19 protein-coding genes are annotated in these 25359 nt (G+C 42.9%); 13 read left to right on the top strand and 6 right to left on the bottom strand.

All coding sequences use genetic code 11. From position 1 onward, the window contains the following. Positions 1-144 precede the first annotated feature (144 nt). The 4 genes from FG24_RS05545 to FG24_RS05530 are packed head-to-tail and all read left to right on the top strand — an operon-like array spanning position 145 to position 5791. Complete coding sequence (locus FG24_RS05545) at positions 145-1434, top strand: tyrosine-type recombinase/integrase (RefSeq protein ID WP_036301844.1); 1290 nt, start codon at positions 145-147, stop codon at positions 1432-1434. Further along, entirely contained in the window at positions 1421-2953 is a 1533-nt protein-coding gene (locus FG24_RS05540) for a hypothetical protein (RefSeq protein ID WP_036301842.1), read from the top strand. The genes FG24_RS05545 and FG24_RS05540 overlap by 14 nt, the downstream gene beginning before the upstream one ends. Beyond that, positions 2943-5363, top strand: a complete 2421-nt coding sequence (locus tag FG24_RS05535) for a hypothetical protein (RefSeq protein ID WP_036301840.1) — start codon at positions 2943-2945, stop codon at positions 5361-5363. Before FG24_RS05540 ends, FG24_RS05535 begins: the two co-directional genes overlap by 11 nt. Before the next feature lie 2 nt (positions 5364-5365). Beyond that, positions 5366-5791 (top strand): hypothetical protein, encoded by a 426-nt coding sequence (locus tag FG24_RS05530; RefSeq protein WP_036301838.1) that lies wholly within the window; start codon positions 5366-5368, stop codon positions 5789-5791. On the opposite strand, the gene ttcA is transcribed toward FG24_RS05530, so the two are convergent. The 6 genes from ttcA to FG24_RS05500 form a co-directional block, all read right to left on the bottom strand. Then, the gene (gene ttcA / locus FG24_RS05525; protein WP_036301837.1) at positions 5788-6633 is read right to left on the bottom strand and encodes a tRNA 2-thiocytidine(32) synthetase TtcA; all 846 of its coding nucleotides are present in this window, start codon (positions 6631-6633) and stop codon (positions 5788-5790) included. The genes FG24_RS05530 and ttcA overlap by 4 nt on opposite strands. A 471-nt stretch (positions 6634-7104) precedes the next feature. Further along, entirely contained in the window at positions 7105-7725 is a 621-nt protein-coding gene (locus tag FG24_RS05520) for a cation transporter (RefSeq protein WP_036301834.1), read from the bottom strand. After that, positions 7718-10861 carry an efflux RND transporter permease subunit gene (locus tag FG24_RS05515; RefSeq protein WP_036301832.1) on the bottom strand — a complete coding sequence of 1048 codons (3144 nt, stop codon included), beginning with the start codon at positions 10859-10861 and terminating at the stop codon, positions 7718-7720. The genes FG24_RS05520 and FG24_RS05515 overlap by 8 nt, the downstream gene beginning before the upstream one ends. A gap of 32 nt (positions 10862-10893) precedes the next feature. Continuing rightward, on the bottom strand, positions 10894-12432 hold the full coding sequence (locus FG24_RS05510) for an efflux RND transporter periplasmic adaptor subunit (RefSeq protein WP_036301830.1): 1539 nt from the start codon (positions 12430-12432) through the stop codon (positions 10894-10896). Positions 12433-12435: 3 nt separating this feature from the next. Further along, positions 12436-13602 carry a TolC family protein gene (locus tag FG24_RS05505; protein ID WP_235189722.1) on the bottom strand — a complete coding sequence of 389 codons (1167 nt, stop codon included), beginning with the start codon at positions 13600-13602 and terminating at the stop codon, positions 12436-12438. A gap of 789 nt (positions 13603-14391) precedes the next feature. Next, positions 14392-14601: an MbcA/ParS/Xre antitoxin family protein gene (locus FG24_RS05500; protein ID WP_036301826.1), complete on the bottom strand. Its 210-nt coding sequence runs from the start codon at positions 14599-14601 to the stop codon at positions 14392-14394. A gap of 347 nt (positions 14602-14948) precedes the next feature. Here FG24_RS05500 and FG24_RS05495 point away from each other — a divergent pair, with 347 nt between their 5' ends. The 9 genes from FG24_RS05495 to FG24_RS05455 all read left to right on the top strand — a co-directional run bounded on the left by FG24_RS05495 (position 14949) and on the right by FG24_RS05455 (position 25298). Continuing rightward, positions 14949-15317, top strand: coding sequence for a hypothetical protein (locus FG24_RS05495; RefSeq protein ID WP_152553393.1), 369 nt, complete (start codon positions 14949-14951; stop codon positions 15315-15317). 224 nt (positions 15318-15541) lie between these two features. Continuing rightward, positions 15542-15967 carry a hypothetical protein gene (locus FG24_RS05490; RefSeq protein WP_036301822.1) on the top strand — a complete coding sequence of 142 codons (426 nt, stop codon included), beginning with the start codon at positions 15542-15544 and terminating at the stop codon, positions 15965-15967. Between the two features lie 61 nt (positions 15968-16028). Further along, positions 16029-16358, top strand: coding sequence for a copper-binding protein (locus tag FG24_RS05485; protein WP_036301820.1), 330 nt, complete (start codon positions 16029-16031; stop codon positions 16356-16358). A gap of 59 nt (positions 16359-16417) precedes the next feature. Then, on the top strand, positions 16418-17704 hold the full coding sequence (locus FG24_RS05480; protein ID WP_235189721.1) for a TolC family protein: 1287 nt from the start codon (positions 16418-16420) through the stop codon (positions 17702-17704). Continuing rightward, positions 17701-19035: an efflux RND transporter periplasmic adaptor subunit gene (locus tag FG24_RS05475; protein ID WP_019896649.1), complete on the top strand. Its 1335-nt coding sequence runs from the start codon at positions 17701-17703 to the stop codon at positions 19033-19035. Before FG24_RS05480 ends, FG24_RS05475 begins: the two co-directional genes overlap by 4 nt. A gap of 1 nt (position 19036) precedes the next feature. After that, positions 19037-22168 carry an efflux RND transporter permease subunit gene (locus FG24_RS05470; RefSeq protein WP_036301818.1) on the top strand — a complete coding sequence of 1044 codons (3132 nt, stop codon included), beginning with the start codon at positions 19037-19039 and terminating at the stop codon, positions 22166-22168. Continuing rightward, on the top strand, positions 22161-22736 hold the full coding sequence (locus FG24_RS05465) for a DUF2231 domain-containing protein (protein WP_051901446.1): 576 nt from the start codon (positions 22161-22163) through the stop codon (positions 22734-22736). The genes FG24_RS05470 and FG24_RS05465 overlap by 8 nt, the downstream gene beginning before the upstream one ends. A 17-nt stretch (positions 22737-22753) precedes the next feature. Continuing rightward, positions 22754-22963 carry a heavy-metal-associated domain-containing protein gene (locus FG24_RS05460; RefSeq protein ID WP_036301815.1) on the top strand — a complete coding sequence of 70 codons (210 nt, stop codon included), beginning with the start codon at positions 22754-22756 and terminating at the stop codon, positions 22961-22963. 40 nt (positions 22964-23003) lie between these two features. Continuing rightward, positions 23004-25298: a heavy metal translocating P-type ATPase gene (locus FG24_RS05455; protein ID WP_235189720.1), complete on the top strand. Its 2295-nt coding sequence runs from the start codon at positions 23004-23006 to the stop codon at positions 25296-25298. Positions 25299-25359 lie beyond the last annotated feature (61 nt).

Genomic DNA, 25359 nt, shown 5'->3' with positions numbered 1-25359 from the left:
ATTAGCACAAGAATAAAATCGTAAACATTGGCAATAAAATTATTAATACAATCATGCCTTTAGGATTAAAAATTAATATTTAGATAAAACATATATTTATGTCTTATAATATATTTAAGCACATATATTTTATGTAAACATTTAATGATTGAAAACCTAACTGCGCAAACTAAAATTATTCTTCAACCAATCGGCTACGGAGTTACCAAGCACTCCATCAGAAGAGCAATTCTTTTAGATTCTCGCAGTGGCCTACCTTGTGAGTTTCCAACTTTATATATATATAGAAATTTGGGTCAAAAAAGCCTTAACACTCATCTTGCAATTCTTAGAGATTTAGCATTTTTCTTAGAATGGACGTTAATAAAAAAATCAAGAAATCCAGATTGGATGTCCCCAGAAACCCGAGTAAAAAATAATTTAATTGCACTAACAAAAAGAGAAATTGATGATTTCAGTGGTTGGTGCGATTTCACGTCAAAAGAATTAGCTAGAATTCGTTCAATCGATAATTCAAGAATTCATAGTATTCCATCAGGTAATTTAGTTGATATTTCCACCTCCAATTCTCGTTTAAGAAATTTATGCAACTATCTAATATGGCTTACTGAAGACTTTATTGAAGGTCTACTAAATATTGATGATGACTCTCTAGTGAAAAGTGAGAAATATAAGAATATAATTTTCAAATCTTTTGAAAAAAATTATAAGTCTGATAAAAAGCCTGCCCCGATTTACTCTTTGGATTCAAAGCAAACTGCAACATTTAAGCACGCAATTTATTCCGATGAGCTTTTTAGTAATACAAACCACGGGATTAGAGATAGATTGATTGCTAGGTTTCTTTATGAAACTGGACTGAGATCAGGAGAATGCCTCAAGTTAAAGTGTACTGATATTTTAGATAACTACGAGATAGTTCCTGGCAAGTTTATAGGGATAATAAGAGTCAAGCATAAACCAAATGATAGTTTGGACCCAAGGCCTAAAGAGCCTGCATCTAAAACTCTTTCAGGTGATATATCCGTTAGCAAAAATTTAACTAATGATTTAATCAAATACATTACCAATGAAAGAAGGCTTGCAATATCAATGAGCCCTAAAGTGAAAGAACACCAATACCTCTTTGTTTGCCATAGTGGTCCAACAATTGGAGAACCAATCTCACAACGTAACTTAAACAGAGTTATATCTAAACTAAAGTCTTTAAAAGATTTTCCAGAATGGTTCTCACCACATACTTTGAGGCACACTCACTTTAATGAAATAGCAAATCTTGCATATTCAAAAGGAAAAGATGTAAGAAGCATCTTGATACAACGAGGTAGATGGACTAATACATCTACAATGCCTTCGAGATATAGTCAAAGACATATAATCGACCAAACAGCAGAACTAATTCAAGAAAGGGACCGCATTCTTGACGGCGAATAACAAATTTATAGGGTATGACACCTTTATAGTTTATCCCAACGAATTTATTCCTGATGACTTTCCTAAAAAGATTAGACCAATTGATACTGATCAGCTAGTTGATGTTAACTTGGAAATAATGAAATTAAAAGGTGATGCTGAAAACGCAAATATTAGACTCACTCAATCATCAAATGGACTAACAAAAGCAACCAGCAGCATTTATTACTACGTTATTATTCATGCATTAAATGGCAGAAGAAAAATCTCGACTGTTAGAAGATGGGATATTGAGTTTTCGATGTTTATAAGAGCAATAAAAGCATTAGTTCCAAATCAAATATCACTTATTAATTTAGCAATGTACAACTGGTTTATACAAGACAAATCAGCATCATCACAAAAGTTATTAAGATCTTTGATAAAGTATTGGATTAATCTTAACGTTCCGGGAGTTGATTCAGACCTCAAGAACCATATAAAGTCATCGAGATCACCCAAGCCTAAAAGCACTATTCAAATCCAAAATTCAACCCCACATGAGCGTCCATTTAGTATCCAGCAGATAAGAAATATCCTTACTAATGTTGAAAGTTTATACATCTCTGGAAAGTTTAATACGCAAGATTATTTGATGTGGAGGTTAATTATTTCAGAAGCAATGAGACCATCACAGTTGCAGTTACTAGAGTTTGGTGACATCAAAATTAATAGAGATATTGATGGTAATTTGATTAAAGTTCTAATTAACGTTCCAATAGTTAAACAAAAAGCCACCCCAGCTCGAAAATACATGATGACGTATACACTTTCTGAGCCAGTAGGTAGAGCGGTAGCTGATCATGTAAATTATATTTCTAAAATTACAAAAAATGCACCAGAAAGTACACTGCCGATATTTTGCATCTCAAAAAAAGGTTCTGGGGACGAGATTTGTATTAATAAAAAAGGAGTGAACATTACTAGCCGCATTATGTATAGTCGAAAGTACATAACATCCGCCGATTCAGAGCTTCTTAATCTAAGCCTATTTAGTCGAAGGTTTAAGCATACGAAATTAACTCATTTAGCAATGCTAGGAGCGCCACTTGAAGTTTTGGCAAGAGCTGGATTTCAAACATCTACAGTCTCATTAACTCATTATGTTAACTTAACAGAAGAAGCTTTTATTAGTTATGAAAGTCAATTATCAAACCATCATGAGAGTTTGGTATCAGCATTCAAGGGTAAGGTTATTCAAAGAGATCAGTCAACATACCCCGATTTAAATCACAGGATTTTAGATCCAGAAATCGATAAAGACGTTGGATCTTGTTCTACCAAGCCGTGCGATGTTCTTGCGACATTCGGATGTTACATTTGCCCGCGATTTGAAGCGTTTGAGGATGGGGCTCATCAAGCAGTTCTCAAGAGTCTAATTACCAAAAAGGAGCGGTCAAAAAAACTAAACCTACCTATCGAAGCCACGAGTAGAGATGACTATCTTATAGATGCTGTCAATTTTGTAATTTCTTCTATTAAAGAAAAAAATGATAGATAAGTTACCTTTATTCAAAATTGACCATGATTTAAATGTTCAGGATAGGTTTCAAAAATTTATTGACTGGGGGTTACCTTTTGGAACAGCTAATTTTAACAATGTCCATGTTGGTAAATTTGAAAAGGAACTTCCATATTTTGAGTATTCTTCACGCTTTATTCCTCACAGCCATGATTCAGTAAAATCTTTTTTTCTGAAACAAGAGTTTCTAAAGGGTGACTTAATATCCAACACAAAAGTATTAGAAAAATCGCATGACGAAAATAAATTCATCACATCGATAAACTATCTACTTTTCGCAAAAACTTATATTAATGTAATAACGACTTATAGAGACTTGCGGTCACACCCAAAATCTACAGTGCTGGCTTTAATTTACCTTGAAAAAGCACTCCGAGTTTTAAATGGTGATAGTAATAATCTAGGCCAAATAAAACTAATTAGCTTTCAAAGAGCTTTAAGGGATATTCAGGAAAGTAATTATTGCCAAAGTGTTAAATATGACACAGGTAAAGAGCTTGAAATGCTTGCAGGGATGTTACAGTCGGGCCACCACACCAAGTCATTTAGATTTTCTGGGAATGGTTTTAATCTTCTAAATAAACCATTTTCTTTCACATCCGATATTAAACCTAAATCGCGAAAAAAAGCTATTTCTGTTGATGATGGCGAGTTCGTTCAAAAGACCTCAGCTAGGATAACAAACGAAGAACTAGCTGCAGTAGGCTTGGCATACTGCAAATCTATTGATAAAAATGGACGAGCAAGCAAAGCCAGCTTTATAGCTTCTATTTGTGGACTTTCTTTCACAACTGTCTCAATGAGAATATCTGAAACATTGCTATTAAGTAGGGATTCACTTTATTTTGACCAAGACAGTGAACGTACTCGAATTAGATTAGCACGACCTAAAATTGGCGAGTCACAGAATCTGCCGATACCTCATAAGCTATCAAACTTAGCTAAGCAGATGTTTGAAAATATATTAGATTTCTCACAAAGTGCTCATGAGGCATTTAAATTTTACGTAGCGAAATTTCCAAATTCATTTTCAGAAATAAACGAGCTTTACATTCCCGAAAACTTAATAGAAATATTCAATAAGGAGTATTTAACCAAAGAAGATGTGCATTTTGTTTTAGGATGCCCAGACACGCACTTTTCATACTTCCCTAGCCGATTAACTAAACTACCAGTTCATAACTTTATAGAAGAACCATTCGATATTTCTATAAAAACCAGCAAAAAATTTAAAATGCAGATTCTTCACATTCGAATTGATGAGTTTGAAAAAGCCGGAGAGAAATATAATATGAGCTTAAATATTCCGCCAAATATAGATAAGACTAAATATATAACTTGTGCAATGGCTAAAACATATATTGCAAAAGGATCTAGCCATTTAAAATTATCTCACCCCATTTTCGATACCGCTGTCAAACCCAATTCCTTCATCAAATCTCAGGATCTTTATAATTTTTTATTAAAACAATTCAAACAAAGTAAATTCTTACATTGGCCTTACACTTCAAAAGATAAAATAACCAAACTGGATAACGCACTTCTCGTTTCGTTCCTACCAGACAATACAAAGGGTATAGGTATTGGTAACGAAATACCCCAATGGTGGCGTCCTGACGTACTTTCAGGACAAGTCATTAACACTTGGCTTAGCCAATATAACCAAGGTCCCGCAAAATTATTTAGTAACCTTGATATTCGTTTAAGTGATGGAACATACCCATCTATTTCTTTGCATAAGACTAGAAAGTATCATCAAACAGAGGCTTTATTAGCTGGTGCAAATGAAAAATTTATTGATGAATTAGCAGGAAGGAAAAATGGAAAGCAGTCAGAATATTACGACCTTCGCACTCCCCATGAAATAATTTCACAATCAATAGAGACCTTTGATCCCGACGTTGATTTTAAAGTTATCGGCCCAGTCACTTTAGATGCCCCGCCAAAGGTAAAAATAGCTGAGAGGAAAGTATTTTTATATGAAAATGCAGCCCCAAAGCACATTACTGAAGTAGGAGGATGTAGAAGTGATTGGTCTATTAATCCATGTGAAATGTTCGGTGATTGTATGCGATGCAACAAATCAGTTTGGCAAAAAGGAGATGAAAAAAGAATACCAATAATTCATGATATTAGAAAATACTCAATTCATATGATTGAACAAGCTACCAATAAAATAGCTGAAGGGAATGATCATCTACCAATTAAAAAGCACTTAGAACAATTTAACGATACACTGAATCGTTGTGAGGAAATACTCGCCGTAGAAGATGACCCATCTGTAAAAGTAGGTACTATTGTTACATTTTCGGCACCTTCAGGAACGTTAAGCATTTCAGAATTAACTAATAAACTAAGAATTGAACAATGTGAATGTGACAAGGAATAAACATGGGTGTTAAGAAAATTTCCCCGAAAGATGAAAAGGAAATACTTCAAATATTGCGTAAGTGGTCAAGTAGCAAAATTCTAACTTGGGAGAACTTAAGAGAACATTTGGAAACGAACCTTAAACGTGGTGAGTCAACCTGGTCGCGCCAATCACTATCAAAAAATCAGAACATTCAAATCTCATTTGACGAAGCAAAAAGGCGTATAAAAGAAAATCGTAATGGACTCAAAAACAGCCCGAAATCTATCAATGACTATGACCAAATTATTCAAAGTATGAAATCTGAGATAATTGAGTTGGCAACAAAATATGAAGCACTATTGCTTAGACACACTCAACTTATATACAACGTTTCTCTTATTGAAAAAGGTAGCCATTTGTTGAATGACACTTTACCAGACAATACTAGAAACCAAACTGGCTAGTCTACAAAGTTAATTGTTTTGAAATCTTCTTTTTCAACCATATCTGTGTCGTACGCTAGTTTAGATTTAGAAGTGAAGGTAGAAAAATCAAACATACCTCTATCAAGTAAGTGTGAGGGTGCTACGTTGCATACTGCTCTAAACATGCTTTCCACTCTACCTGGGTTTTCTTTATTCCATTTATTTAAAAGCTCTCTCATTACCTGTCTTTGTAAATTAGGTTGAGAGCCACAAAGATTGCAAGGAATTATTGGAAAACTCATCATCTCAGAGTATTTCTTTATATCTTTTTCAGCACAATAAGCTAACGGCCTTATTACAACGTTTTCTCCGTCATCAGATCGCAATTTGGGTGGCATCGCTTTTAAACTACCTCCATAAAACAAATTTAGTAGTAGCGTTTGTAAAATATCATCTCTATGATGTCCGAGTGCTATTTTAGTGGCGCCTAACTCTTTAGCTGTTTTATAAAGAATGCCCCTCCGTAATCTAGAGCACAATGAGCATGTAGTTTTACCTTCTGGTATTTTTTCTTTTACGACGCTGTATGTATCTTGCTCTACTATTTTGAAATCTACTCCGATACTTTTTAGGTAAGTCGGTAAAACGTCTTCTGGGAATCCAGGTTGTTTCTGATCTAAATTCACAGCTACTACTTTAAAATTGATAGGGGCAATTTTAGAAAAATACATAAGTGTATCAAGCATAGTGTAACTATCAGCACCTCCGGAGACACATACCATAACCAAGTCTCCATCCTCAATCATATTGAAATCGATTATTGCCTTACCAGACTCTCGGCGGATTCTTTTTTGTAACTTATTAAAACTGTATTGATTCATTTATTTTCACTAATGACTGACTTATTAATTAAATATGGGATGGCATTCTAGGGTAATTTACGTATACATTGTTATATTTAAAATATAGTTATCTGTAATTATTATCAAAATTTAAATACTGAAATAAAGACTGTTGTTTCATATTCTTTATCTATGCATTGTATATCGAGTGAGTATTCTAGTGAAAAGAGGCACCTAGAATTATTTCATGTTTGCCACTATTTATTTTTCAAATTTAGCCATTTGAAGCATACCGCTCAACAACATAAAATTAATGTATGTGACCCAATAAGGTGCAGCTAAAGATCCAATTTGTTGCAACTAAAAACCTGACAAACTCAGGCTTTTTTAGTTATTACGAAGCTTTAAGATTAATTAATAGTCTTCTCACGGCCCATATCGGACACTCAAAGAATAGGTCCTATCCTTTAACTAGGTCCATGGGCTTGCTATAATTTCAGTCCATACGGACTATTTATTAGTCAATATTTCACTCATAGCTTTTTTAATAACTTGTACTGCAGCTGACAATCCCAAGCTTGCCATAATAGCTGCTACTAATAAATCTGGCCATGCACTTCCGCTGCCGAATACTCCCAATGCTGCAATCATGACTGCCACATTGCCGATGGCATCGTTTCGGCTACATAACCAAACGGATCGCATGTTCGCATCACCTTCCCGATAGGCATATAACATTACTGCCACGCTGACATTGGCGATAAGTGCGAGCAGTCCAATAGCACCCATGGTGTAAGGTTCTGGTACTTGTCCATTCATATAAGACCATACAGCGCTCGCCAATACAAATATTCCAAATGCGCCCATAGTAAAGCCTTTGAATAACGCGGCACGCGCACGCCACATCAAGCTCATGGACAACACTGCTAATGAAATACCATAATTCATAGCATCACCAAAGAAATCGATTGCGTCTGCCAATAACGATACCGAGTTGGCATTCCAACCACTTACTATTTCTACTACGAACATCGCAAGATTAATGATCAATGCTATCCAAAGTATTTTGCGATATCTCGGGGTAATCAGTTGATTAGTACTGCAACCACTATCACAGCAATCTTTAGCCATATTTACCACTCCAAAATGGTTTACTTTGTTGATGTATCCAACGATAAAACAACGGTAGCACAAGCAATGTCAGTAATGTAGAGGACCAGATTCCACCAATCACCACTGTCGCTAAAGGCCGCTGCACCTCAGCGCCCGTACCTGTTGCAATCGCCATTGGGATAAAACCTAGCGATGCTACTAAGGCTGTAATCAAAATAGGTCTAAGACGGCTTAAACTGCCTTCTTCAATTGCAATATCCAATGCCTTACCCTCTGCCAGCAATTGCCGGATAAAGCTGATCATCACCAAACCATTTAAGACAGCCACTCCAGATAATGCAATGAAGCCTACGCCGGCAGATATGGATAGTGGAATATCACGAAGCCAAAGCATTAATACTCCACCCGTCAGTGCGAAAGGTATGCCTGTAAATACGATAAGCCCATCTTTGAAGTTATTGAACATGGCGTATAGCAAGACGAATACCAATAGCAAAGCTAGCGGTACTACGATTTTCAGGCGATTGGTGGCAGATTGCAATTGCTCGAAAGTACCGCCCCAACTCACCCAATACCCTGACGGTATTTTGACTTCTTGCTCAATACGCTGTCTAGCCTCTGCGACATATGAGCCAATATCACGGTCACGTACGTTGGCGGTAATGACGACATTGCGCTTACCGTTCTCGCGGCTGAATTGATTGGCGCCAGGTGCAACATCGATGCTCGCCACTTCGCCTAACTGCAGATACACCGGTTTGGCCTGATCGCTTGCAACTTTGATGGGTAGTCGCTTGAAGGCTTCAATATCCACTCTAGTTGCTTCAGGCAGGCGGACTACAATATCGAAGCGCTTGTCTCCCTCAAACAAAGTTCCTGTCTCACGGCCATTCATGCCGATTTCAACCGCTTCCTGCACATCTGCGACATTGACCCCCAATCTGGCGATTTTTTGGCGATCAATATTGACCGTGAGTATAGGCAGCCCAGTAGTCTGTTCAACCTTGATATCTTCACCGCCTTCTATTGAAGCAAGCACTTGGGAGATGTCTTCAGCCGTGCTATTCATCACTTCCATGTCATCACCAAATACTTTTACGGCAACATCACTGCGTACGCCTGAAATAAGTTCATTGAAGCGCATTTGGATAGGCTGAGTGAACTCATAGTTATTACCAGGTACATGCGCTACCGCTTCCTGCATCTGCTCAATAAGATCATTTTTACTTAAATCAGGATCAGGCCATTCTGATCTTGGCTTGAGCATGATGTAATTATCAGCAACGCTAGGTGGCATAGGGTCAGTAGCAATTTCAGCTAGTCCAATTTTAGAGAATATATTGTCTACCTGGGGGAAGCCTTTAACCGTATGTTCTAATTCCTTTTGCATCTCCACAGCCTGGGTCAAGCTGGTACCAGGAATGCGCAACGCATGTAAGGCTATATCACCCTCATTCAGACTCGGTATGAATTCGCTGCCCAAGCGACTGGCAAGCAAACCACTCAAGACTACAGACACCACTACCAGCGTCATAACAAGTGCTTTATTGAACATAGTCCAACGCAATATTGGTAAATAATGCCTTTTAGTCCAAGCAATAAAGGTTTGCTCTTTCTCTTCCACCTTGCCGGTGATGAATAATGCAACCGCGGCTGGAATGAAGGTGACTGACAAGATCATCGCGCCAATTAACGCAATAACTACAGTGAACGCCATAGGATGGAACATCTTGCCCTCAACACCTGTTAGGGCAAAGATTGGTAGATATACGGCCATAATAATAAGCTGGCCATAGATCAAAGGTTTCCTGGCTTCTTGGGCCGCAGTAAATACCTCCGCAAACCGTTCTGCCTGCGTGAGTGGTCTTCCTAATTTACTTTGCGCATGGGCTAAACGGCGCATGCAATTCTCTACAATCACGACTGCACCATCAATGATGATGCCAAAGTCTAAAGCGCCTAAGCTCATGAGATTGGCACTGACTTTACCGGCTGCCATCCCCGTGAATGTGAAAAGCATCGCCAAAGGGATCACGAGCATGGTGATAATCGCAGCCCGTACGTTCCCCAAGAACACAAAGAGCACGGCAATGACTAATAAGGCACCTTCAAGCAGATTGGTCTTAACCGTATTGATGGCTTTATCGATCAAAATAGTCCGGTCATAAACGGTCTTGGCAGTGATTCCGGCGGGCAGTGTTTTATTGATTTCCTGAAGACGCTCTTCTACCGCGGCTGATACGGCACGACTGTTTTCACCAGTCAGCATGAACACCGTTCCTAATACCACTTCATGACCGTTTTCAGTTGCTGCCCCGTTGCGAGGCTCAGCGCTTACCAACACATCGGCCACGTCTTTAATGCGCACCGGCACACCTGCTTGAGTATCTACTACGATATTGCTGATGTCCTCAATATTGCTGACTTGCCCAGGCACACGGATCAGGTATTGTTCACCGGACTTTTCGATGTAGCCCGCGCCCATATTTGCATTGTTATTTTCCAGTGCAGCAACTAAGTTGGTTAAAAACAGACCTCTCGCGACCAAGCGATCGGTGTATGGCGCCACTTGGTATTGTTTGACGTAACCACCAACAGTATTGATTTCGTTAACACCTGGCACATTGCGTAATTGTGGTTTGATGATCCAGTCCTGAATCTCGCGCAAATCCATAGGCGTGTATGGCGTCCCATCGACTTTCAGCGCGCCTTCTTTGGATTCCACGGTCCACATGAATATCTCACCCAACCCCGTGGATGTCGGCCCCATCTGCGGAACTATGCCGGTAGGTAAGTTTTCTTTGGCTTGCTGAATCCGTTCATTTACAAGTTGGCGTGCAAAATAAATGTCGGTACCTTCTTTAAACACCACAGTCACTTGCGACAGGCCATAACGTGAGATAGAGCGCGTCTCTTCAAGCCTAGGCATTCCAGCCATGACCGTTTCAATTGGGTAAGTAATCCTCTGCTCGGTTTCTAAAGGTGCATAGCCAGGGGCCGCCGTATTGATCTGCACTTGGATATTGGTAATGTCCGGTACTGCATCAATCGGCAAGTTCTGGTAACTCAAGACACCGGCAATGGAAATGCCTAAAGCGATGAGCATCATCAGCCAGCGCTGATCGATGGAAAACTTAATCAGTCGTTCAAACATGAGCCCGCTCCTTCAGTAAGCATTGGAAAGCATCAATGGTCATGACTTGCTCCTGCTTTACCGATATCCGCTTTAATCAAGAAGCTGTTACCCGCAGCATAGCGATCACCGACCTGAATGCCTGATAATACTTCGACGTATTTGTCATCACGGCGGCCTAAAGTTAAAGGTCTGGCTTCAAAGTATTCACCGTAACGACCAAACACAACCGACCAATCACGTAAGGTTTGTATACCTTCTACGGATACCGCTAAAGGCACTTTTACTTCATCCGAAACAAGCTCAATGTTGACGGGTAGGCCAGGTAGCCACGTTTGATTAGCATTATTGATAACAACTCGTGCCATGGCCGTGCGAGATTGCTCACCCACTAATGCACCTACATAAGAAATAGTTCCGGTCGTTTCAGCTTCAAAAGCAGTCGCCCTAATGGTCACTTTTTGTCCGACTTTTACTGTGCCAATATCTTTGGCGTAAATCGTCATTTCTGCCCATACAGTGGATAAGTCTGATATCTCATACAAGCTATCAACTTCACCCACTACTTGGCCTTGGCTGATTTTTTTATTGGTCACAACCCCATCAATCGGAGAGCGGATTTGATACTGTGTTAAGCCTTTGTTGCTTCCGGAAGCACCAAGTGCATAAAGCTTTTGGTGTATGCGTTGAGCGTTGATTTCTGCCTCACGTAAATCATGCTCGGCCTTTAAATAATCTTGTTGGGCGGAAATCTTTTCTTCCCACAGTTGTTTTTCTCGGACATAAGTGGACTTAGCTAAGCCAACCCGCTTTTGTGCAGCCAATAAATCGCTACGCAGGTCAGCAATCTCCTGACTGGATAAGCTCGCTAACACCTGGCCTTTTTTGACCTTGTCACCTGCATTTACAGTGACTGATTCCACAATGCCGCCCACGCGCGACACGACATGCACGCTTTTATCGGCATTCAGTTTGATCTCACCTTGCAAATTCAGGACCGATTTAATGCTGGCTGGGCCAGCGGTTAGCACTTCAATACTATTCAAAGTGAGTTGCTTGTCTGTCATCTGGACTCGGCCTTCTACTTGGTCGTAAGCAAATTGAAAGGTTTTGTTGTCATGTTTGGCTGTAACCTTAGCTTCAAAAGAGTGAGGCTCTTCTACGGTCGCATTTCCTTTGAGATAGTCATTTTCTCTAACAAAGTTGAATAGCTGAGCTTTGCTACCCAAGCGTTGCAGCTCAATAGAAACATCTGAAGTTTCAGGGTCTAGTGGTTTGCCATTCTGATAGGTATATATCCGGAATTCAGGCGCAACATTTTGTTCATAGATAGTGACTTCCAAACCATAGCCGTCTTTTGTGAAGAGCTTGCCGCCATGCGGCCCTTTCAATATTTCCTGCGCTTGTGCCGCATGCTCATGGTCATCATGTGGTGCAGCTTCGGAAGTATTTTCACCGGACATAACCTCACCAGTATGCTCATGTTCCTCATCAGTAGGTTTGGGCTTTTCGGTGTTCAATATCAGTACCGCTAAAATAAGCCCTACGATGATCACCGCAATAATGGCGGTTGTTTGTTTATTCTTTTGCATTGTTTACTCCTGAGCCTGATGATGGATTACTCCATCACCTAAAATACGTTCGATTTCCGCGACTGCCTGGTGTGCATCAATCAATGATTGAATGTATTGCGATTTAGCTTGGAACCATGTTCTTTGCGCATCCAGCACATCCAGAAAATTAAATTTACCTGCCTGAAATCCTTTTGTGGCAGCGTCAAAGGCACTTTGCGAACCTGGCAGTATTTCGCTACGGATGGATTCGGAAGTTTGTCGCGCTGCATTCAAGCGCTCATATTGAAAAGCGAGATTAGCTTCTAATTGCGCTTTCAAAGCCACCAACTCATCTTGGGCTTTATATTGGCGGCTGACTGCTTCCTGGACATGACCCTGATTACGATCGAACACCGGAATTGGAACACTCAATCCTAGCAACGCTTGATTGATTCCGCCAAGTTCCTGATTGTTTACAACCCCTGCGCTAAGCGTGATATTCGGTGTAGCCTTACTACGCTCAACTTTAGTGATACCATCGCGTGCGTTGATTTCCAGCTTTGCAATAGTGATTGCCGGTGCATTTTCCAGTGCGCTTGATAAATCATTTAAGCTAGCGATTGCAGGAATGTTTTCTACATCCCCTTTAGCATACTCATATACCGGGTTAGAACTGCCCCATAAGGCACTCAAGCGCTTACGTGCGCTATTCAATTGGCTAGTCGCCTGACTAAGTTCTATCTTTGCACTGGATTGAGCAATTTTTGATTTGGTCTCTTCAACCGGTGAGCTTTTACCCGCTTTAACACGTTTTGCTGATGCGTCTAACGCTTGATTTGCGACCTCAAGGGATGATTGGGATAATTTCAATCGTTCTTGTGCTGCCAGTAGTTCATAAAATGCGCTAACTACATTGGCATGTATTTCTGCCTTCTTGCTATCTAGTTCTGCGTTAGCTTTTTTATAAGTCGCATCGGCAGCGTCCATTCTCGCTTCACGTTTATTGCCCAACTCAATTTCTTGATTGAGCTGCAGATAAATCTGACGATTCTCGCGACGTGTATCTTGAACAGAGGTTGATATTGACGGATTAAGTCTTGTGGCAGCTTGCACCCTTATGCCATCTACTGCCTCACGTTCACGCAAAGCGACGGCAAGCTCTGGATTGGCACTTAATGCAATGTTGAGCACGTCAGTAAGTGTGACCATGCCTGTAGGCTCTATAAGGCCCGAACTTAGAGCGCTCTCATTAGCCTTTGATACTGATGAAAGAGCAACAAGAAAAATGGTAAATATATAAAAGGTACGCATTGAATTCTCCAAAATAAACGGATGAATTCAGCGAGACGAAGTGACTTAATCTTAACGCTAGATAAATTACGAGGTATGACTATGACGTCCCGCTGAATTAAACAGCGGAATGCCAATTGGGTCGTTCAGGATGACGCGGAGTTACGTCTGGATAAGAATAACTTATAGTAGTCAGGGACGGACGCTCTGCCACTACAGATGGTAGTGACAAGATTGAGACCATAGATTTCATTGCGCCCAGATGACAATAAGCACAATCATTGTCTGCATCAGGTTGTGACTGGTCAGCTGTACCAATAGTGGATATTTCAGCTTGAGTCTTTTTGCCATTCACCTGTTTTGAATGGTGTCCTAAATGGGAAGCCTTCAATCCAAGTTCATGGGAACAGTATTGTGCTGCTACTGCCCATGTAGATTCCATGAGGAAAACTAAGATCAAGAATTTTAGAAAGAATTTAATCATTAAAAATTAGTATATCAGAATGAAAGAAATTCTGTAAGCGCAAATTTCTCCACCTATATACATCTGTTGAAACCTAATACATTTACAAATTGAATGAGGCTACAGCTTTAATGCAATAAAAATCAGATGTATAACTGCCAGAGATTGCCAATTCTACGTTTCGCAACCGTCCTTAAGAGTCGATAAATACGGTGTAAAGTATCTGGTTTTTTCATCTCTGACAGCTATACAACCCCACCATAACTTATCGCGCTTAAAATTTTCTTAACCTCCATAAGCCCAGAATCAGTTTCAGCTATTAATATTGGGGTCGCACCTAAAACAAAATTTTCTTTATTGAGCCATGCATTAGCCATAGCTTCAGAGCCAAACGTTTCAATAGCAAGTGTTTGCAATTCGTCGATACGAATTTTCATCTCTGATTTTGTTGTCATCTGCAAGCCCCTTAACTATCAAATTAATACAATTCATTATAAACCGATCACTTAATATTTATAAAAACTCGTTGTGATTAGTGCTTTCTGTTGTTGGTGCTAGAGGTTTATAGGCTATAACACAGTAACTTTCATTTTTCTGTATTTACGCTCAAATTTAAAGATACTAAATCTGGATATTTAATTACTTAAATGACTGCTAATATCTGCAAAGCGGAAGTTCAGCAATTCCAACTACACTGTGAATCAGTTAATTAAGGGACGAATATACATAGTTTTTATGCTTTAATATACCGATTAACGTTCTGGCGATTGCAAAGTGCTTTTTTTAAGCGTAAAGTTATTTGGTGAAGACAAAAATAATTAAATTCATTACGTTATTCATTATGCTGATATGTCTCCCTGTAGAAGGCATGGCAGCAGTAGCTATGCCTAATTGTCAGATGCACGACCCTCACCAATTGACGGTTGTTGCTGACATGAGCAATATGGATGATATGTCTCACTGTGATCACCATGACAGTGCAAAGCCAGCTGAAAATGTAACATGTGACAAATGTCTGCCTTGTCATCTAAGCGTAGCTCAAGCAATTATTCCATTTAACACCCCTCTGGAATTTAGTGGTGCATTACCTATGTACTCCACTGAAATCACTGAAGTTCCGGATGCAGTTCCACCCTCACTGTTCCATCCCCCCAGACAAACCTTCGCATAGTGCCGAAGGTCGTCTTGTTTTAAACGGCTCTTGAACTCAGATGCTTATCTGAGTACTTGATCGTACTCAACACACTTCTACTTCTTCGGCGCGTATTCCCGGCGGTGGTTTTAAATCCGTTCGAGCTCTAGCGTATGACTTTTGACGCCTATATACATACCCGAGCGACTGCTGAACAATCTCTATGCAATTGCAGTGACTATAAATTCACAGGAGTATTTATCATGAAGAATCAAACCATTTACAAAATGATTGCAACACTTGCTGTCTGCAGCATCAGTTTTCTATCCGTGTCCGCGATTGCTGCACAGGATGAATTTCAAAGGCAGATGACTCAAAAAGTTATGCAAGCCAAGCAGAAGCTTAAAGCAGCTGAGGCTGCCAAAGGCGATGAGCGTAAAAAACTGATGGGCGAACACATGAAAATGATGCATGACAATATGGGAAAAATGCAGGCGATGAAACCTAAGTCAGGCATTACTATGCAGGAACATGAAGAGTGGATCAGCGAGCATCAGAAACTCATGGATGAAATGATGAGCCAGATGATGGACGAGCACCACATGATGATGGACATGGGTGGCATGGCTAAAGGGTCAGGTGAAATGGACTGTATGTCCAAAGGATCTGACGACGCACACAAGCACTAATTGTTGAACCGGGCGGGCAAGGTCCCGCCCAAATTCAATCAAACATTAAAGGATAAATGAAATGAAAAAGTTATTAATTTGTATGTTCGTAGCGATATTAAGTACCGCTGCTGCACCGGTCTACGCCAACGATGCCCATCATCAGACTGCAGATAATCAAAAGAGTTATTCTGCAAAAGGTGAAGTGGTTGCCGTGGACAGTGCTTTAAGCAAAGTTAAATTGAAGCATGACCCTGTTCCGGAGCTTAAATGGCCAAGTATGACCATGTTTTTTAACGTTGCTGACAAGGCTCTACTGGACACAGTAAAAAGCGGAGATCAGGTTGAATTCGAGTTCGTTAAAGTCGACGGTAGTGGCCCATTGATTACAAAAATCAAACCAGTTAAATAAGGAATCTGGGCTAGCCGCATCTAAACGAGCTAGCCATTGCGATGAACACAGGTAAGAAAATGAATACAAATAATATAAAAACAATGTTCGCCCTGACTTTGACAGTACTGATGTTGCCAGGCCTTTCCTGGGCGGAAGACGTCGCTTCCGGCAACCCTATCGGTGCCAATGTACAGGAATTACTAAACTGGGCAGACACACATAACCCTGAGCTTACGGCAATGCGATATGAGACGGATGCAGCAAGCGAGCGAATCGCACCTGCAGGCGCTCTACCTGACCCTTTGCTGCGCGTTGAATTTATGGATTTTGCTGGGCGTGATGCGCCTGATGGTTTTAATCCTTTTCCTGGCAAAGGAAGTGGAACTAAATACACTCTAATGCAGAGCATTCCACTTTGGGGAAAGCGGGACTTGCGTAGGGAAGTGGCTACTGCACAGCTTGAGCAGTTTAAAGGACGCAGGCTCATCGGTGTTGCCGAAACCCACGCCCGAATCAAAAACGCTTATGCCCAGTATTTTCAGACTGTTGGCCTCAAGAAGCTTAACGAGGATATCTTAACCTTGCTAGGCGATCTTGAATCGGTCACTCGCGTTCGCTATGCCAGTGGTTTAGTGCCGCAGCAAGATGCAATTCGCGCTCAAGTTGAGAAGACCACCTTACAGTCCGAGATTATCAGCCTGGAGACCGATCAGCAACAGGCTAAGGCGCGTCTTAACGCGATACTGGGGCGGACACAAGGTGCGCCTCTTTCTGCGTTACCAGAGTTGCGTCGTCTGCCGCTAGAAAAGCTGGATACAGTGGCCTTGCAACAAAAGGTGGTACGAAATAACCCACTACTTGCTACACAATCAGCACAAATATCAGCGGCAGATGCTAACAAGCGATTGATAGAAAAGAATCGTTACCCAGATCTAACGCTAGGCATTGCGCCTACTCAACGTGGTAGCAATATCAGTAGCTGGGAGGCGATGGTAGAGGTCAATATTCCTATCCGCTTTGATACGCGCAGGTCCCAGGAAAGTGAGGCTGCCGCTATGCTAGATGCAGCCAAGGAACGTCGTAGCGGAGTAGAGAATCAGGTGATAGGCGAACTTCAGGAAAACCTGGTCGCTTTCGAGGCAGCAGAAAAACAAGGGCGCCTTATTACTTACACATTACTCCCGCAAGCAGAGTTGACCTTCCGCTCGGCATTGGCAGGTTACGAAAACGGTAAAGTGGACTTTGCAACGCTGCTGGATGCACAAAAGGCAATCAGGCTTGCGCGACAAGGCCAGATAAAGATGCGGGTTGAACAGGAAGTCCGCCTTGCAGAGATTGAAAGAATGATTGGGGAAGATTTATGAAGCGCTTTGGAATATGGATTGCACTGGCGCTAGCTGTTGTTGCTGCGGCTGTAAGTGGCGGCTACTGGTGGGGATTGCAGCAGGTTAGCCACCCGTCAGTAGAAATGCCTGCGGCTATTACAGCACCGGCTGAACGGAAGATACTCTATTACCGAAATCCTATGGGATTGCCGGATACATCTCCAGTGCCTAAGCAGGACTCTATGGGTATGGATTACACCCCAGTGTATGCAGATGAGGAAGTTTCTAATAACCAGGTCAAGATCAGTACCGACAAGGTACAGAAGCTTGGCGTAAAAACTGAGCCAGTGCTATCGCGAAAAATGGTCAATACGGTGCGTGCGGTGGGGCAGTTCCAATTTAACGAACAGCGTTTCTCAACAGTCACCACCAAATTTGAGGGATACATTGAAAAACTCTATGTCAATTCAACCGGGCAGCCGGTAAAACGTGGGCAGCCACTGATGGAAGTTTACAGTCCGGAACTGGTATCTGCGCAGGAAGAATACCTGATCGCCTGGAATGGCCGACAGTCATTGAGTAACGGCACCTCGGAATCATTGCTTGGTGTTGGTCAACTGGCTGACAGCGCGCTTAAACGTTTACGTAACTGGGATATTTCAGATGCTCAATTACAGCGTTTGAAAAAGGACGGTAAAGCGACACGTACGCTTACGATGTACTCGCCGGCAAACGGCGTGGTATTGGAGAAAACTGCTGTGCAGGGTATGCGCTTTATGCCGGGCGAACTCCTGTTCAAGATTGCAGATCTATCGAGAGTCTGGCTGCTGGCCGATGTGTTCGAGCAGGACATCGCTCTGGTGCATGTTGGCCAGACGGTGAACATTACTGTCAATGCCTATCCAGGTAAGGAGCTCAAAGGCAAGATTGATTACATCTATCCAACAGTCACCTCTGAGACCCGCACTGCCAAAGTACGGATAGTGCTGGCTAACCCAGACGGAATTCTAAAACCTGATATGTATGCCAGCATTCAACTGATGTCAGGTCATGATGCCAGCGTATTGGCGGTTCCGGATTCGGCTGTGATCGACAGTGGTATACGTCAGGTTGTGCTGGTTCAACTCACAGAAGGGCTGTATGAGCCACGTGAGGTCAAGCTTGGTATGCGTAGCGATGGTTATGTTGAGGTGGCTGAAGGATTAAGTGAAGGTGAGAACGTGGTAGTTCGCGCCAATTTCCTGATTGATGCTGAAAGCAATCTTAAAGCCGCACTAGGGAGCTTTGGCGAGCACAGTTCACATTCAAGCAGTTTGCCGGAACCTGCGGAAACCACTCCTGCACCGGTAACTGGGCACGAAGGGCACTGACATGTTGGAAAAAATTATTAACTGGTCAGTACGCAACGTATTTCTTGTCTTGTTAGCCACGTTATTTACAGTGGGTGCCGGTGTTTATTCGTTGCTAAAAACGCCTCTGGATGCCATCCCGGATTTGTCCGATGTTCAAGTGATAGTCTATACCGAGTATCCGGGGCAGGCGCCACAGGTTGTAGAGGATCAGGTGACCTATCCACTCACTACCTCGATGTTGTCAGTACCAAAATCAAAAGTCGTGCGTGGCTTTTCGTTCTTTGGTGCCAGCTTTGTTTACGTGATCTTTGAAGATGGTACTGATATTTACTGGGCACGTTCTCGCGTACTGGAATACTTGAACAGTGTGACTGGCCGATTGCCACGCGGCGTTACGCCAACGCTGGGTCCGGATGCTACTGGTGTAGGCTGGGTTTATCAGTATGTGGTATTGGCAAAAAATCGCTCTCTTGAGGAATTGCGCGCAATTCAGGACTGGTATTTACGTTATCAGCTGACCAAGGCGCATGGCGTAGCAGAGGTTGCCAGCGTTGGCGGCTTTGTTAAACAGTATCAAGTCGTTCTTGATCCACGCAAGCTGCAAGCCTATGGTGTATCACCATCGCGTGTTACACAGGTGATTCGCGAGAGCAATCGCGATGTCGGCGGACGCGTAGTCGAGATGACGGAAACCGAATATATGGTGCGTGGCAAAGGATATCTGCGCGGCATCGGTGACTTGGAAACACTCGTAGTCAAGGCCGATAAAGGTACACCGGTATTGCTGCGTGATTTGGCAAGGGTTGAATTGGCACCGGATGAGCGACGCGGCATTGCCGAGCTCAATGGTGAAGGCGAAGTGGTCGCCGGCATTGCCATGTCCCGCTACGGTCAGAATGCACTTGAAGTCATCCACAACATCAAGCAAAAACTCGTTGAGCTTGCGCCTGGCTTACCACCGGGCGTTACGGTGGAAACCGTATATGACCGTTCCGATTTGATTCATCGGGCGATTGATAATCTCAAGACCACGCTGCTGGAAGAAAGCATCGTGGTCGCATTGGTTTGCATGCTATTCCTGATGCATGTGCGAAGTGCGCTAGTCGCGATTGTGATGTTGCCGGTTGGTGTTCTGATTGCATTTTCGCTGATGCATGCGTTAGGTCTCAATTCCAACATCATGAGCTTGGGCGGCATCGCGATTGCCATCGGCGCTATGGTAGATGCTGCCATTGTGATGATAGAGAATGCCCACAAGCATATTGAACGGGCACCGCCTGATGCGCCTCGATTGCAGCTTATTATTGATGCCTGTAAAGAGGTAGGCCCTGCGCTATTTTTTAGCCTGCTCATCATTACCGTTTCCTTCTTGCCTGTATTTACGCTGGAATCGCAGGAAGGCCGCATGTTTCAGCCGCTTGCATTCACCAAGACATTCTCGATGGCTGGAGCAGCACTGCTTTCGGTAACGCTTGTACCAGTACTGATGCTGCTGTTTGTACGAGGCAAAATCATGGCAGAAGGTAAAAATCCGGTAAATCGCTTCCTGATCTGGATTTATCGTCCTGTCATTGCATTAGTGATGCGCTGGAAAAAAACTACCATCCTGCTTGCGCTGCTTGTGCTTGGTATCTCTGTCTATCCTCTGACTAAACTCGGCAGCGAGTTCATGCCCACCCTCAACGAAGGCACCTTGCTCTACATGCCAGCCACCTTGCCCGGACTATCTGTGACGAAGGCCGCAGAGATTATGCAAACCCAGAACAAAATCATTAAGAGCTTCCCGGAAGTAGCCTCGGTTTTTGGCAAGGCAGGTCGCGCTAATACCGCTACGGACCCGGCGCCTATGGAAATGTTTGAGACAGTCATTAATCTTAAACCGGAGAGCGAATGGCGTCCTGGCATGAATATCGACAAGATTATCTCGGAGCTGGATAAAGCCGTGCAATTGCCCGGTGTGAGCAACGCCTGGACGATGCCGATTAAGGCACGTATCGACATGCTGTCAACAGGTATCCGCACACCAATCGGCATCAAGGTATTCGGCAGGGATTTGATTGAAATGGAAAAGCTCGCCAAATCTATCGAGGCTGTAGTTAAAAACGTACCGGGAACCACGAGTGCTTATGCAGAGCGTATCACGGGAGGTTATTACCTGAATATTGAGCCGGATCGGATGGCACTGGCTCGCTATGGTCTAGCCGTGGGCGACTTGCAGGATGTGATCAGCAGCGCGCTTGGCGGGGAAGTAGTTACCACGACGGTTGAAGGACGAGAGCGCTTTGGGGTAATCACGCGTTATCCACGCGAACTGCGTTCAGACCCGGATGCTATCGCGCGTCAGGTATTAGTGCCTGCCATGAACGGAGCATTGATCCCGCTAGGTCAATTGGCGCACATTTCCTTAGAGAAAGGGCCGCCTAGCATCCGTACCGAGAATGCATTGCTATCCGCTTATATTTTTGTCGATATTCGCGATAGAGACATCGGCAGTTATGTGGCCGATGCGCAGAAAGCAGTCCGTGAACAGGTTAAGTTCCAGCCTGGATATTACGCCACATGGAGTGGCCAGTTTGAATATATGGAACGTGCTAAAGCCAAGATGAAAGTCGTGATCCCGCTAACATTGCTCATTATTTTCGTGTTGCTGTATCTAAACTTCAAGCGCTTAACAGAAACCTTTATCGTCATGCTGTCCGTACCGTTTTCGTTAGTTGGCGGGATCTGGCTTATGTATTGGTTAGGCTACAACATGAGCGTCGCCGTTGCAGTCGGATTCATTGCTTTAGCTGGCGTAGCCGCGGAGACCGGTGTGATTATGCTGATCTATCTCGATCATGCATACAATTATCTCAAAACAAATCGCGAGTCCGAAGGCAAAGAGTTCACTGTCGCCGATATTTATGAAGCCGTGATGGAAGGTGCAGTAGAACGTGTACGGCCAAAGATGATGACTGTAGTGGCCATCATGGCAGGTTTGCTTCCTATTATGTGGGGAAGCGGCACCGGGTCTGAAGTAATGCGACGAATTGCTGCGCCTATGGTAGGCGGTATGGTTTCTTCAACGGTATTGACGCTTATCGTGATCCCAGCAATTTACGCACTTATAAAACAAATATCACTCCAAAGAAAAGGAGCTCCGAATGCCTGAAATAATTCCTAACCTGCATCCGTTGATAGTGCACTTTCCAATTGCACTTACCACGGTGTCAGCTGTTTTTCATATTGCGGCAGTGGCAACGCGAGGGACGTCAATTTTCAGCAACTTTGCGATTCTTGCTCGCACTCTATTGTGGCTAAGCGCGTTATCAGTATTGCCAGCCGTGTTTTTTGGCTGGCAGGCTTATAACAGCGTAACCCATGATGATGTCAGCCACGCTACTATGTTAATCCACCGCAACTGGGCGCTAGGAACATCAATATTGTTAATCATTCTAGCTGGTTGGGATGTCTGGCGTAATAAGGTCGGCTCACCCACTGCCTGGTGGTTTGTAATTTCGGTGATTGGTGCGTGGAGTATGGTTGTCATCACGGCATGGCATGGTGGAGAGTTAGTCTATCGGCATGGATTGGGAGTCATGTCACTGCCAGTACCACAAGGTGGTGTTGGACATGGTCACCACAGTGACACAACGACAGACATGGGTGAACATTCCCATGCAGATAAAGTGCCAGATGATCAAGTTCAAGAGCATTCGCAGCATGAGCATACACATTAAATTTAAGGAGAATCATCATGAAAACAGAATTTTTAAAAGTAACCGGCATGACATGTGGTGGTTGCGTAAATAGTTTAACGCGAGCACTGAAATCTATTAACGGTGTTGATGGAGTGCAGGTGGAGTTATCAACTGGCGATACTCAGGTTCAATACGACGAGAATTTGACTACCACGGATCAGATTAGATCGGCTGTGAAAAACGCTGGGTACGGTTTGGTTGGTTAGTTAAGCTACATTAATAATCGAAGGAGTAGAGTCCGTGGATATGCATAACAATAACTCTGAACAGTTAAAAGATCCTGTATGCGGAATGAATGTTACTGAACAGTCTCAACATTCATTGCAGCATGCAGGAAGAATGTTTTATTTCTGCAGTGCAAGATGTAAAGGGGAGTTTACAGAAAATCCTTCTCAATATCATCAATCTAATCCTGTTAATGTTGGGTCAGTAACAGCTGAAATAAATGCTACGGGTACAGTTTATACCTGCCCAATGCACCCCGAGGTACGTCAGGACAAGCTTGGAGTTTGTCCTAAGTGCGGCATGTCACTTGAGCCGGAAATGCCAACATTGGAAGAAGGTGAAAGTCCAGAATTAGTGGATTTCAAACGACGCTTTATATGGACATTGCCACTTACCATTATCGTCACAGTGTTAGCGATGCTAGGTCACAGATTACAGTGGTTCGAAATGACAACACAAAGCTGGATCGAGCTCGTTCTTTCATTACCGATTGTGTTATGGGCAGGCTGGCCTTTCTTCCAGCGGGGTGTGCAGTCAGTCATTAATCGCAAACCCAACATGTGGACTTTGATTGGTTTAGGAACATCAGCCGCTTTTGTCTACAGCGTTGTTGCTACGGTAGCTCCTGATGTTTTTCCAGAATCGTTTATAGCCATGGGGCGTGTGGCAGTCTACTTTGAGGCAGCTGCCGTGATCATTTCCCTGACCTTGCTAGGTCAGGTGCTTGAGCTTAAAGCACGCTCACAGACATCAGCTGCAATTAAATCATTACTAGGGTTAGCACCTAAGACTGCCCGCAGGATTAATGCCGATGGCAGTGAAGAGGATGTGCCTTTGACGCACGTTCATGTCGGTGACACGCTTCGCGTTCGTCCAGGTGAGAAAGTACCCGTTGATGGCATTGTGATTGAGGGAGGAAGTGCCGTTGATGAATCCATGCTGACTGGCGAACCTGTTCCCGTGACAAAACGTGTCGGTGATAAGCTGATTGGTGCAACGCTAAACACAAACGGTGCATTAGTATTACGCGCCGAAAAAGTGGGTGCTCAGACTGTTCTCTCCAGTATTGTGCAAATGGTGATGCAAGCACAACGCTCCAGAGCCCCTATGCAGCGCATGGCTGATCATGTGGCTGGCTATTTTGTCGTGACGGTTGTAGTTATCGCGATACTGACATTTTTTGCTTGGGGAATATTTGGCCCTGAGCCAAGTTGGGTTTATGGTCTTATTAATGCTGTTGCTGTTCTTATTATTGCCTGCCCATGTGCACTAGGGCTGGCAACGCCGATGTCTATTATGGTTGCTACAGGTAAGGCAGCTTCTCAAGGCGTGTTATTCCGTGATGCGGCAGCCATAGAGAACTTCCGTAAAATTGACACCATCATTGTCGATAAGACAGGGACGCTAACAGAAGGCAAACCTAGATTTGACCGTATTATTGCTAACAAAGGGTTCACCGAGGATGAAGTGCTGCGTCTGGCGGCTAGTTTAGATCAGGGAAGTGAACATCCTCTGGCAGATGCTATTGTGCAAGCCGCGCGAGAAAAGGGGCTTGTACTGGATAAGGTAGAAGCATTTGATTCAATTTCTGGTATCGGTGTTAAAGGGATTGTGACTGGCAAAGCACTTGCGTTAGGCAATACTGCACTGATGACGCAAATTGGTGTATCTGTAGAAGATTTGAAGCCACAGGCAGAAGCATTAAGAGCCGAGGGGGCTAGTGTCATGATATTGGCGGTAGATGGGAAAATGGCCGGATTACTAGCTGTTTCTGACCCAATTAAGGCAAGTTCATTAGAAGCATTGAGCATTCTCAGATCGTTTGATATTCGGGTAATCATGGCAACCGGAGATGGTCTTGCAACAGCAAAATCAGTAGCTGCCAAACTTGGTATTGATGAGGTCTATGGCGAAGTCAGGCCTGCTGACAAATTAGCGCTGGTAGATAAATTACAACGTGAGGGCCGTTTCGTTGCAATGGCGGGCGATGGTATCAACGACGCACCTGCGCTGGCTAAAGCGAATGTAGGTGTCGCAATGGGGACTGGAACAGACGTTGCAATGAATAGTGCCCAAGTGACTCTTGTAAAAGGTGACCTGCGCGGCATCGCTCAAGCGAGAGCAATCTCGGAGCAGACGATTATTAATATGAAGCAAAACCTTACCTTTGCCTTCGTTTACAATTCACTAGGTGTACCTTTGGCGGCTGGCCTGCTTTACCCACTGACAGGATGGTTACTATCACCGATGATTGCAGCTCTAGCCATGAGTTTGAGTTCTGTATCTGTGATTACCAATGCATTACGTTTGAGGTAATACAATTATTTAATCAATATCTAGTGTATTTTGAACGTCTGCTTTGGATAGTCTATAGAGA

The organism is Methylotenera sp. L2L1, from assembly GCF_000744605.1.
Taxonomy (GTDB): Bacteria; Pseudomonadota; Gammaproteobacteria; order Burkholderiales; family Methylophilaceae; genus Methylotenera.
This window is presented reverse-complemented; position numbering and strand designations above follow the sequence as displayed.